Source organism: Paenibacillus sp. MDV22-iso6 (genome assembly GCF_058408365.1).
This window is the reverse complement of the sequence record NZ_JBZVDZ010000007.1, coordinates 451,687-463,781: the sequence shown is the minus strand read 5'-3', so window position 1 is coordinate 463,781 and position 12,095 is coordinate 451,687. Positions and strand designations below refer to the sequence as shown.

Annotated in this window: 12 protein-coding genes and 1 tRNA gene; 10 read left to right on the top strand and 3 right to left on the bottom strand. The window is 44.6% G+C overall.

What is annotated here, in order from left to right; all coding sequences use genetic code 11:
- Positions 1 to 160: 160 nt before the first annotated feature.
- Positions 161 to 397 carry a hypothetical protein gene (locus tag AC4PM4_RS21710; protein WP_053784208.1) on the bottom strand — a complete coding sequence of 79 codons (237 nt, stop codon included), beginning with the start codon at positions 395 to 397 and terminating at the stop codon, positions 161 to 163.
- A 207-nt stretch (positions 398 to 604) separates the two neighbouring features.
- On the opposite strand from AC4PM4_RS21710, the gene AC4PM4_RS21705 reads away from it, so the two are divergent.
- The 3 genes from AC4PM4_RS21705 to AC4PM4_RS21695 all read left to right on the top strand — a co-directional run bounded on the left by AC4PM4_RS21705 (position 605) and on the right by AC4PM4_RS21695 (position 4,577).
- Entirely contained in the window at positions 605 to 1,054 is a 450-nt protein-coding gene (locus tag AC4PM4_RS21705; RefSeq protein WP_274567800.1) for a general stress protein, read from the top strand.
- 236 nt (positions 1,055 to 1,290) lie between these two features.
- Positions 1,291 to 1,376 (top strand) — tRNA-Leu (locus AC4PM4_RS21700).
- A 279-nt stretch (positions 1,377 to 1,655) separates the two neighbouring features.
- A complete protein-coding gene (locus AC4PM4_RS21695; protein ID WP_090810800.1) occupies positions 1,656 to 4,577 on the top strand; it encodes an insulinase family protein in 2,922 nt (973 codons plus the stop codon).
- 158 nt (positions 4,578 to 4,735) lie between these two features.
- Here AC4PM4_RS21695 and AC4PM4_RS21690 read toward each other — a convergent pair whose 3' ends face one another.
- Positions 4,736 to 5,443 (bottom strand): helix-turn-helix domain-containing protein, encoded by a 708-nt coding sequence (locus AC4PM4_RS21690; RefSeq protein WP_072735384.1) that lies wholly within the window; start codon positions 5,441 to 5,443, stop codon positions 4,736 to 4,738.
- Positions 5,444 to 5,690: 247 nt separating this feature from the next.
- Between AC4PM4_RS21690 and AC4PM4_RS21685 the strand changes: the two genes are divergently transcribed.
- From AC4PM4_RS21685 to AC4PM4_RS21665, 5 genes are all read left to right on the top strand, one after another.
- A complete protein-coding gene (locus AC4PM4_RS21685; protein ID WP_491614529.1) occupies positions 5,691 to 6,911 on the top strand; it encodes a MalY/PatB family protein in 1,221 nt (406 codons plus the stop codon).
- 274 nt (positions 6,912 to 7,185) lie between these two features.
- The gene (ung, locus tag AC4PM4_RS21680; protein WP_063565748.1) at positions 7,186 to 7,854 is read left to right on the top strand and encodes a uracil-DNA glycosylase; all 669 of its coding nucleotides are present in this window, start codon (positions 7,186 to 7,188) and stop codon (positions 7,852 to 7,854) included.
- Between the two features lie 14 nt (positions 7,855 to 7,868).
- Entirely contained in the window at positions 7,869 to 8,294 is a 426-nt protein-coding gene (locus AC4PM4_RS21675) for a hypothetical protein (RefSeq protein ID WP_125477324.1), read from the top strand.
- Positions 8,295 to 8,527: 233 nt separating this feature from the next.
- Positions 8,528 to 9,112, top strand: a complete 585-nt coding sequence (locus tag AC4PM4_RS21670; protein WP_072735382.1) for an LOG family protein — start codon at positions 8,528 to 8,530, stop codon at positions 9,110 to 9,112.
- 98 nt (positions 9,113 to 9,210) lie between these two features.
- Positions 9,211 to 9,342 (top strand): YjcZ family sporulation protein, encoded by a 132-nt coding sequence (locus tag AC4PM4_RS21665; RefSeq protein ID WP_211754062.1) that lies wholly within the window; start codon positions 9,211 to 9,213, stop codon positions 9,340 to 9,342.
- 172 nt (positions 9,343 to 9,514) lie between these two features.
- Here the strand turns inward: AC4PM4_RS21665 and AC4PM4_RS21660 are convergent, their stop codons facing one another.
- Positions 9,515 to 9,709: a hypothetical protein gene (locus AC4PM4_RS21660; RefSeq protein ID WP_072735381.1), complete on the bottom strand. Its 195-nt coding sequence runs from the start codon at positions 9,707 to 9,709 to the stop codon at positions 9,515 to 9,517.
- Between the two features lie 358 nt (positions 9,710 to 10,067).
- Between AC4PM4_RS21660 and AC4PM4_RS21655 the strand changes: the two genes are divergently transcribed.
- Positions 10,068 to 10,805, top strand: a complete 738-nt coding sequence (locus AC4PM4_RS21655; protein WP_491614527.1) for a glycerophosphodiester phosphodiesterase — start codon at positions 10,068 to 10,070, stop codon at positions 10,803 to 10,805.
- A gap of 233 nt (positions 10,806 to 11,038) precedes the next feature.
- A complete protein-coding gene (locus AC4PM4_RS21650) occupies positions 11,039 to 12,094 on the top strand; it encodes a FecCD family ABC transporter permease (protein ID WP_063565538.1) in 1,056 nt (351 codons plus the stop codon).
- Position 12,095: the final 1 nt, after the last annotated feature.

Genomic DNA, 12,095 nt, shown 5'->3' with positions numbered 1-12,095 from the left:
TTTCTCATCTAAACTGAATTTAGGCAAAAAAACTGCACCTCCATTGTTAGTCGTGGCTAACAAATGGGGTGCAGTTCATGATGCGTCTGGTTTTATTTTATGAATGACGAAATAAACACGTCTAGTTCACGTATAAATACATGAAGTGCTTGTTCCCTGTTTACAGATCAGCCGTACACAACTGCATTCCACTTAAATGATGAGAGCGAATGCTTAACAGACGTGTGACTTGTTCTACTTCGTCGAATGGAATCCACAGGCTTCCGTGAACTGTCCGTAAGGAAAGAATGGAAGCATCGGCTGTACGTTCCGGAAATCCAGTTACCGTTTGTCCACTTGTATTACGAACGATGATTTGTTGTTTGCGTCGAATGGCAATTTCTACCTCTTTTTTCATATGTCATTGCTCCTGGTTATGGAATAGTAATTCGATATGTCAATAATTTCAATGGTTAATTTGTCTTCTTTATCTAGTCTATCAGAACTAGGTATAGATTTCCAGATCAGAAATTAAATTTTACATAGGTGAAAGGACTTATTATATGATATCCGTTTTTGAAGAAGCAACCAGGGTTATATAAGGGTAAAAGGAGGGGGAAGTATAATGACACAATTGCTTATCGGACTCGTACGCACGGAGAATGAAGCCATTATCATGTTAAATAAATTGAAAGAGGAAGGTATAGCAGATAAATATTTGGGTGCGGTAGCCAAAGAACAGGTTAATCTCGAAGTGGTAAGCGAGAAGACTGGTTTGCCTATGCCTCTGAAGGGCGCAGGATCAGACGGTGCACTAGGCGTGCTTAAAGGGGTGCTTGCTGGTCTGGGCAAGCGGATGGATCAGACGATGTCCATCGGAAAAGCGGTACGCAAACTTGCAGGCAACGAGATTGGAAATGAGACGGATGATCTGGTGCTTACCTTAACAGAAGCAGGGGTCTCTGAAGAAGATGCTAATTACTATGAAGATTGGCTGGTGCAGGGGCATATCCTGGTGGTTGTGGAATGCAGCGAGGAAGAGGCAGCCCGAATTGAACCTATTCTTCTTTTTTAGTTTAATTTAAGCCTGATTTTAGGTTTCTTTAATGTTGGGGAGGTATTCTTATTTCACACCTCCCTTAATATAGATGGTTTAAAGAAAGTTCGGGACCGCAACTCGAACTTTCTAGGCACTGCTCGCTAAGCTGGCAGTGCCTGTTTCATTTTTTTTGGATAATTTTATATTAAGGTATTGCAAAGCTATAAATTTCATGGTAAGATATTTCTTGTCGCCAAGAAATACATACCCATGCCGGGGTGGCGGAATTGGCAGACGCACAGGACTTAAAATCCTGCGGTAGGTGACTACCGTACCGGTTCGATCCCGGTCCTCGGCATCTTAAGAAAAGATCGCATGACACTTGTTAAACAAGTTGTTCATGCGATCTTTTTTTGTTTGGAAATTTTAATTTTTATGATTTTCTGCTGTACCATTCAGTTCATAAACATTAAAAAACGATAATACATATCAGATGACATCTGTGGTGCTGCCCGTTAGGAAGACATGCAACGATAGTGTATACTATCCGTAGGCATAAATTACCTTTAACTTTGAACTTGAATAACTCAAGGTTGCATAACAAACTAAACAATTTAATGGACGGAGGACTCGACCCATGTTGAAACAGCTTAAGCCCTATAAGGTGCTGCAGGAACGCAGAATCGAAGAGTTGAAGTCAGATGCGTATCTCCTGGAACATCAGAAATCCGGAGCCAAAATTGTACTCTTATCCAATCAGGATGATAATAAAGTGTTCAGTATCGGTTTCCGTACTCCTCCGGAAGACAATACAGGTGTAGCTCACATTCTGGAACATTCCGTACTGTGTGGCTCCAAGAAATTTCCGGCCAAGGATTCCTTTGTTGAATTGCTGAAGGGTTCTCTTAATACATTTCTGAATGCGATGACATATCCAGATAAAACGATCTATCCGATTGCAAGTCGGAATGATCATGACTTCCATAACCTGATGGATATTTATCTGGATGCGGTACTCCACACAAATATTTATAATAATGAAAAAATATTTCTGCAGGAGGGTTGGAATTACAACCTGACCTCAGCTGAAGATGAGTTAACCTATAACGGCGTTGTATATAACGAGATGAAGGGTGCATTTTCTTCCCCGGAACGAATTGTGCGCAGAGAAGTCCTGAATTCACTTTTCCCGGATACTACATATTCCTGTGAATCAGGCGGATTTCCCGATGCCATTCCCGATCTGACCTATCAAGGCTTGCTGGATTTCCACTCCAGATACTATCATCCGTCCAACAGCTTCATTTATTTGTATGGGGATATGGATATGGAAGAGAAATTGCAGTGGTTAGATGAGAACTATCTGAGTGAATATGACCGGATCGAGATCGATTCTGCCATTCAGCTTCAACCTGCATTCGGAGAAAGAGTGGACGCAGTCAAGACATATTCTGCCGGAAGTACTGAATCAGAAGTGGATAACAGTTTTTTGACCTATAATGCGGTTATTGGAACAAGTCTGGACAAGGAATTAAACATATCGTTTCAAATTTTGCTGTACGCATTGCTTAACGCTCCAGGAGCGGTTCTGAAGCAGGCTTTATTGGATAAGGGCATTGCGAAAGATGTATATGGTACGTATGATGACAGCCTGTATCAGCCCGTGTTCACCGTTGGATTGAAGAAGAGCAATCTGGCGAGCAAAGAAGATTTTCTGGGGACGGTAAAAGAGGTGCTTGAGCGTGTTGTGAAGGAAGGTTTTGATCCAAAAGCGCTGCTCGCAGGTATCAATTCCTATGAGTTCAACCACCGTGAAGCGGATTATGGAAGAATGCCCAAAGGATTAATCTACGGTTTCTCCTCATTGCAAAGCTGGCTGTATGATGTCGAAGCGCCATTTACTCATTTGGAAGCGAATGACGTATTCGCCGAGCTCAGAACGAAGATGACCGAGGGTTACTTTGAGAAGTTGATTGAGACGTATTTACTGCAAAATACACATACTTCTTTCGTTGCTGTCACGCCGGATAAAGGATTGAACGCACGCAAAGAGGAAGCGCTGAAAGCACATCTGAAATCAGTTCAGGCTGGACTGAGTCAGGAAGAGATTCAGCAACTCATTCAGAGAACCGAGGCTCTTGCCGAGTACCAGAATGCACCATCAACCAAGGAACAACAGCAGGTCATTCCGACGTTGTCGATAGAGGATATTGAACCGAAAGCATCGACGCTGTATCAGACGGTAAATCAGGTCGAAGGTACAACGGTACTGCACCATAATATCTATACGAATGGGATCGGTTATCTGAGACTGTTGTTCGATATTAAGGAAGTCCCACGGCGTTTGCTGCCGTATGTTGGATTGCTGAAAAGTGTGCTCGGTTACGTCGACACTCAGAATTTCTCATTTAATGAATTGTCGAATGAGATTCACATTCATTCCGGGGGAATTCATAGTGGCATCGGTACGTATGCAAACGCGCATGAGCACCGTGATTTCAAGGCTACGTATGAATTCAACGCCAAAGTACTCTATGACAAACTTGGATTTGCTTTTGACATGATCAAGGAAATTGTGTTTACGTCCAAATTTGATGATTCGAAGCGTTTATACGAAATTATTGCCCAGTTGAAAGGCAACTTGCAGCGCAATCTGATCAGCGGAGGGCATTCAGCGGGAATTGGCCGTTCGACCTCTAAACACTCGGCTGTCGCAGACTTCAGGGAAGCGGTTAGTGGCATCGCCTTTTACCAGTGGCTTGAGGAGCTTCAGGCGAACTTTGAGGCTAGAAAAGAAGAACTGTCGACCAGCCTTCAATCGTTGACTAGCTTTATTTTCAGACCGGAAAACTTGCTGGTGAGTTACACTGCGGATGATCAGGGATATGCAGGCTTGGAGAAACAGGTATCCGATTTGAAAGCGAAGCTGTTCACCCAAGATGTTGCCAAAGAAAAAGAGGCATTTACACCTGTACATCACAAAGAAGGATTCAGATCTCCATCTGAAGTCCAATATGTCGTTCAAACAGGTAATTTTATCGATAAAGGGTATTCGTATACCGGCTCGCTGCGTGTCTTGCAGGGGATTCTTTCTCTGGATTATTTGTGGAACAATATTAGGGCCAAAGGCGGAGCATACGGCTGCATGTCAGGCTTCAGACGTAACGGAGACAGCTATGTAGCATCGTACCGCGACCCGAATCTCGAAAAAACATACAAAGTTTATGAAGAGATGCCGCAATACCTGAAGGATTTCAAAGCAGATAAACGGGAAATGACGAGATATATCATTGGAGCCATCCAGGACCTCGATACACCAAGGACCCCTTATGGCGAAGGATCATTCTCTCTGGAATGTTATCTGTCTAATGTCACCGAAGCCGATCTTCAGAAAGAACGGGATGAAGTGCTAAGCACAACAGAAAGTGACATTATAGGTTTTGCCGAAGTGGTATCCGCTATATTGGAACAGCAGCAACGCTGTGTTATCGGTAATGAAAACAAGATTGAAGACCAGAAGCAATTATTTGACGAAACCCTTGATTTGATCAAGAATTAATCGAATAATACATCAAAGTCGAAGTGTGAAGTAATAAACATCTGATCCCAAAGGGCGCTTTTATGAGCTGTAATAGCTTATAATTGCCGCCCTTTTCTTGTTATATAGGGGTTATTTCCCAATCAATGCAATCTGATTCATCAGCTTCTGTTGAAAATTTAGGTGACGGCGAGCATATTATAGATCTTTAACGTACGCAGATCTTCTTTAGACATTTTTAGCTCGTTATATAACTCCTGATTTTCAGGCAAGGGTGTTCGAGAGAATAGCATTTTTAAAGCGATGGGCATAAAGGGACGGAAGGATACACCTGCCATCAAACCCCACTTTTTCTCGGATTCCTGAAAAGATGCCAGAATGTTAATATACAGATTCTCCAGCGGTGTAGCCTGATTTTTCAGAATCAGCGTGGTGAGTGTGTCGTAATGCTCGGTGTGGCCCCAATACATATTTTCGCATTCCTGATAATTTTCAAAATTCTTGACGTTCATATACATCACGGTTCGATAACGATTCGCGTCCGACTGTGCCATCATGTCAATGACACAACGAATGAGGCTGTTATTGCGCCCGTCATAAAAATACGAATAAAACCGCGTGGAATTTTTGAAAAAGCTGGACGGTACCGTATTCATAAGAGGAGAGGCTTGCTTGGGTTCAATATACAGCAGCTGCTCCACCTGAATGTTCAATGAATCAGCAATTTGATGCAGCGTAACCACATCAAGTGTAATATCACCGCTCTCATATTTGGACAGAGTAGCTTTACTTTTGTGAATCTGATCCGCCAGCTGCTGGACCGTTAACCCTTTCCATTTGCGAAAATTACGGATTTTCTTGCCCACTTCTTTGTTGATGGTGTTCATATCGGATCTCCTTCTGTTAAGTTTCTTAAGAATATGAGAAAAGGTGAAACCCCTTGGTAAAATCAATCTATACGAAAAATATAACACTTTTTTCATGAAAATACCTATTATGACGAAACATTAAGATGGATTTGTTTCTTCTGAATAGATTGTATTGCGTTTGATGTAACTTCTAAGCCATGAAATAATGTGTCTAACAGAACCTAATCCCAGGATGGAGAACAGAGAGAAAGAGGCGCAGAAGGCTATGAAGTATGATTTCGATGAGATTATTGATCGCACAGGAACCAATGCCATGAATACGGATGGTTTCCGTCAATATATTTTTAATGCAACAGAAGATATGAAATTTCCATTTAAGGATGAAGAATTTATTCGCATGTGGATTGCAGATATGGAGTTTGCCACACCTCCCGAAATACGGGAAGCAGTTAAGGAGCGTTTGGACCGGAAAATTATGGGGTACTCCCAGGTGTTCGATCCGGCATACTACGAAGCTGTCTCCAACTGGATGAACAGATACTATGACTGGTCCTTTCCCAAGGAGCATCTGGAGACATCACATGGGATCATTCCTGCTCTATATGAATTAGTTGAATATATTTGCAAACCGAATGAGAAGGTGCTGATTGTGACGCCCTCCTATGGTTATTTTAAATCGGCTGCGGAGCATAATCATATTGAACTAGTTTGCTCAGATTTGATCAACGAGCAGGGACATTATTCAATAGACTTTACAGATTTTGAAGCCAAAGCCAGTGATGAACAAGTTACGTTATGTATTTTTTGCAATCCGCATAATCCGTCTGGACGCGTATGGACAACAGAAGAGTTACAACGTGTGGGTGAGATCTGTCTGAGCCATAACGTGTGGGTAATATCGGATGAAATTCACTGTGACTTGCTGCGTACAGGTAAGAAGCATACGCCTCTTGCCAAGCTGTTCCCGGATACGGATCGAATCATTACCTGTATGTCTCCAAGCAAAACGTTCAATATGGCGGGCCTAATGTTCTCCAATGTGATTATTGCAAATGAAGGACTCCGAACGATCTGGCAGAAACGGCATTATGGGTTCAAAAATCCGCTGAGCATTGCAGCGACTCAAGCGGCTTACGAACATGGCGACGAATGGCTGAAACAGTTGAAAACGTATCTTGATGACAATTTTGCCTTTGTGGATCAATATGTGAAGCGTTATCAGCCACAGGCGGTATTTCATATTCCGGAAGCTACGTATCTGGCATGGATTGATATTACGGCATACGTCCCTGCAAATGTAAACCTGCCTTTATTTTTCGCTGAACAAGCGGGGGTATTACTTGAAGATGGACATATGTTTGTAGCTAATGGAGGCGGGTGTATCCGTCTAAACTTGGCATGTCCGCGTTCGGTTCTTGAAGAGGGACTCAGAAGAATAAGCACTCTATTGGTCAATAAAGATGAGGGCGTACCCGTTCAAGTCTGATTAAGTTATCTATAAACAAGGTACTGGATTGCTTTAACTCTGTTGTACAGATTCAGAGCGCATCAATTTACAACGATAGATATTCCATGCTCGGTCTGAAGTAACGTTAGTTATAGAGGCAACCCTATCCCCTGATGTACACTTCTGGTCTGCTGTCCCCGGTTATGTTAAAATGGTGGATAGTCTATGAGTCGTAGGATACGGCTCACGCAGGTGGCAGTTCGTTATGTGGACTGCACGGATATGTATTCATCAGGGAAAGGAGCCTTTACATATGTTTGGAAATGATTGGGACTCTGTACTTCAGGAAGAGACTGAAGCCGAGTATTTCAACAACATTCGTTATGCACTCGCCGCCGAGTATAAAACACAGACCATCTTTCCACCCAAGGAAGATTTGTTCTCGGCTCTTAAACTGACCCCGTATCATAAGGTCAAAGCCGTTATTATCGGTCAGGACCCTTATCACGGAGCGGGTCAGGCTCAGGGATTAAGTTTCTCAGTCAGACCGGGGGTGCGCGTTCCTCCTTCTTTGAAAAATATATATAAGGAGCTTCACGCGGATCTGGGTCTGCCGATTCCGAATCACGGATCGCTGGTTCATTGGGCAGAGCAGGGCGTGCTGCTGCTTAATGCGGTTCTGACGGTACGGGAAGGGCAGCCGAACTCCCATCAGGGACTGGGATGGCAGACGTTTACAGACGCTGTCATCCGGGCATTGAATGAACGTTCAGAACCGATGGTATTTATGCTTTGGGGCAGTCATGCCCAGAAGAAAGGGGCATTCATTAACCGGGATAAACATCTGGTGTTGGAGTCTACGCATCCAAGTCCGCTTGCAGCACATCGTGGCTTCCTGGGCAGTCGTCCTTTTTCCAAAGCCAATGAATTTTTGACCTCCAAAGGTATTGAACCGATTGATTGGACGATACCGGAAAACTAGACAAACGGGGGGCGATGGCATTGCGACATTGGGTAGGACGGAAAGTAGCCGTATATCGTGCAACCGGCATACGAGAGCCACTGAAAGGAACACTGGTCGAGTGGGATGAAGAAGCGGATTGTGTACGAATCGGACCCAAGCGGATCAAGGTATCGTTCGACAATATCGCAATGATCCGGCCTCTGCCTGAAGAGAGCCTTCCCTTGAAAAAAGCGCGATCCGAGGTGCATAAGGTTGGATATGTGATGAAAAAGGCCGTACAATTTGAAAATGCCATCTATTTCAAATCACAGGTTATGATTTGGCGTCGGGCCAAAATTGTAGCATTATCCACAACGATTATACGTCATGATGATGATCAGGTTGAGCTTGCAGACGGCCGGATTCTTCGTAAGGACAAGCATATGTTTGTGGTGCGCTCACGGCGTGGAATACGATAAGTCGGTTGATATTTAATATTCATTTCATGCAAAGATCATATGGATTTAATGTTTGGCCTTTATAGTAAACAGTAACAACCCCTTCTAAATGATGTGTACTAATTATGGGAACCCGACCGGCTGCAAACGGTCGGGTGTTTTTTTATTCACTTGAGTATGATGAGTGATGTAACATAGTATTTACATTCATGTTATACACTAATGAAATAGATCATGAGAAGGAGTGAAACCCATTGAAACGTATATGTGTTTTTGCAGGCTCCAACCCGGGAAATCACCCCGATTACACACAGCAGGCTATTAAATTGGGTAAACAGATCGCCGATAGCGGGTACGCACTCGTCTATGGAGGGTCATGTATGGGATTAATGGGTGCAGTCGCGGATGCTGCTCTGGAGCAGGGTGGAGAAGTAATTGGTGTCATGCCGACTGGCTTGTTCCGGGGAGAGGTCGTACATGGAGGTCTTACGCAGCTGATTGAAGTGGGAACGATGCATGAACGCAAGGCAACGATGGCCGAGCTGTCCGACGGATTTGTGGCTCTTCCTGGTGGTATGGGTACATTTGAAGAACTATTTGAGGTTCTTTGCTGGGCACAAATTGGCATTCATCGTAAACCCGTTGGTTTGTTAAATGTAAACGGATATTACGAACCGTTGATGAAAATGGTTGAGCATAGCGTGCATGAAGGATTCTCCAATACCTCACATCTCAGTCTATGGAGTCTGGAATCTGATCCAGCTGAACTGTTGAATCGGATGTCATCCTATATTCCGGCACAGTTGACCCAGAAGTGGTCACAGCTTCAGGATAAATAACTACCCGCTCCAGCGGAAAACTTTCCGATGTGCCCAAGCAAGTTCCCTCCCCAAACATAGTCTATAGTGTACTTTCTTAAAAGAGGGGAGTGTCACTCATGAGCGAAATCAAAGGCACAGGATACGGTTACGGATACGGCGGCTTTGGTGGCGGAGCATGGACATCAACAGGCGCGATTCTGGTGTTGTTCATCCTGCTCGTTATCATCTCTCGTACATTCGTTCTGTAATTCGAGCAGCCATTCCGGGACGGTGATATAATCGCCGGGGCAACGCCCGATGAAGAAATGGCCTTTCCAAAGAGGCGCCGGTAAGGTCGGCGTCTCAGGGGAACGGTTTTTTTCTGTCTGCAAAAAAAAACTCCGCCTCTATGGAAAAGAGAGACAGAGTGGGCAAGGGGAGTTAGACCGTTACCTCAGTATCACCCGGCAAACTGAGTGTTCTCCAGGCAATGTATAATCCAATTGCGGCTGCAATAAGAGCAAGGATGGCAGCGATAAAAGCCAACTTATCCAGTTGACTCTGTTCATCCAGAACGGATGATTGATTACTTGTTTTGTCGGGAACAGACAGCCCTCGAACGGATGCCTTTTTCATGTATTGGCGTGGTCTGGGGGGCGTTCTAGTTTTACTGCTGGGTTTGCCGGATCTGCTTTTGGCAGAAATTCTGGGCAAGGGAGCTTTTTTGGAGGAAGATTTGGGAGATACAGATCTGTTCTTCGTTAGGGGTTTCAATGGGCGACCTCCTTACAGCGGAGTGCAGTTGTCTATGACTGATACTATATTATGTCTGGTTTACAGATTGAGTTCACAAAATGAGTGAATCCCCAGCCCTCCAAGATATTGCCCTATACGCGGACGGAGCATACAATTAAACGCTCTGTTAATACAGGTATGACAAACTGCGTTTATAGTGAGAATCATAGAGTTAATGTTGAACTCAGGAGGCGCTGGAATGAAAAGAATTGAAAATATCGCCCATAGGGGAGCATCTGCCGTATGCCCCGAGAATACGATGGTGGCGTTTGAACGCAGCTTGCAGCTTGGAGCGACAGGCATTGAAACGGATATCCAGCTGTCCAGTGATGGTAGCCTGGTATTGATACATGATGAGACGTTAAGTCGTACTGCTGGAGCAGAAGGCTGGGTCAAGGATAAATCAGTTCAAGAATTACGTACTCTTGACGCAGGTGCTTGGTTCCATGCCGATTTTGCTGGAGAACGTATTCCATCTTTGGATGAATTATTTGATTTGGTTCGGGGGAAAGACATTCTACTTAACCTGGAATTGAAAAATGGTGTTATTAGTTATAAGGGAATGGAAGAAAAGTTGATACAAGCGATTCGGAATTGGGGCATGGAACAACAGGTCATTCTATCCAGCTTCAATCATGCCTCGTTAGTGAGGTGCAAACGTCTTGCCCCGGAAATTCGCACAGCAATTTTATATATGGAAAAGCTGTACCGCCCATATGATTATGCTGCCAAACTGGAAGCTTCTGCTCTGCATCCCTACAAGGTTGCTGTAACACGAGAAGAAGTTGCTGCTGCGTTGGCTCAGGGAATTGCAACACACCCGTTCACGGTGAATGATCCTGCCGAAATGCAGGAATTGATCGATATGGGTGTGAAGGGAGTTATTACAGATGTGCCGGATGTGCTGGCAGCATTGACTGCTGTGCATAGTCGTTAAATCATATGTAAAACCAAGGTGCTGCATTGGAGTTCTTATACTCCATGCAGCTTTTTTTAGTACAAAAATTCATTTATGCAATAAACTTGTCCCATTTGTCCATTGCCAGAGACAGCTAGTTGACATACAATGGTCTATGGGAATGAGAATCAATATCAGTTATGTATTAATAGAGAGGTGATTGTTATGTACATAGGATCTGTCTACATCACTCATAACAAGGGTGGGGACATATGAGTTCGAAAGTTTCACCGGCAAGTCAACCTACGGAATCACCGACAGCCAAAATACACACTCGTCCCTGGGCTGCCACATTGATCCTGACAGGGGGGATTCTGCTGCTCGCGCTGGGTATGGCGCTGTCCATTTCGTTTGGGGCTGCAGATATCAAGCTGGGCGTTGTATGGGAGGCAATCTTTAACTTTAATCCTGAACTGACTCCGCATCAGATTATATGGGAGATTCGGTTACCGCGTATTCTTGGCGGAGCAATGGTGGGTGCCTGCTTCGCAGTAGCCGGTGCCATTATGCAGGGGATGACCCGTAACCCGCTGGCAGATTCCGGTTTGCTCGGATTGAATGCTGGCGCAGGATTTGCGCTCGCTGTCTGCTTTGCCTTTTTCCCAGGCATGCCATATATGTATATCATTCTGTACTCCTTCGTTGGTGCAGGACTTGGGGTTCTGTTGGTCTATGGTTTCGGTGCAGCGTCCAAATCTGGACTTACACCTCTCCGGCTGGTTCTGGCGGGGGCGGCAGTGTCTGCGATGCTTTCAGCACTCAGTGAAGGGATTGCACTGTATTTCAAAATTGGACAAGACCTTGCTTTCTGGACAGCTGGCGGTGTCGCCGGGACGAAGTGGTCCCAGTTGGAAGTGATGTTCCCCTGGGTGCTGGCTGCGCTTATTGCAGGGATTATTATCTCCCGTTCCATTACGCTGCTTAGCTTGGGAGAAGATATCGCCGTTGGGTTGGGTCAACGTACTGGCCTGATCAAGCTGGTTGGTCTGATTGTTGTATTAATCCTCGCAGGTACAGCTGTATCCGTGGTGGGTGCTGTTGGCTTTGTAGGACTTATCATTCCCCATCTCACACGTAAGTTAGTTGGGGTCGATTATCGCTGGATTATTCCATGTTCCGCAGTGATGGGCAGTCTGCTGCTCGTATTCGCGGATCTGGCTGCACGTATGATTAACCCGCCATATGAGACGCCAATTGGCGCCTTGGTTGCCCTAATTGGGGTACCTTTCTTCCTCTATCTGGCGCGTAAAGAAAGGAGGACTCTGTAAC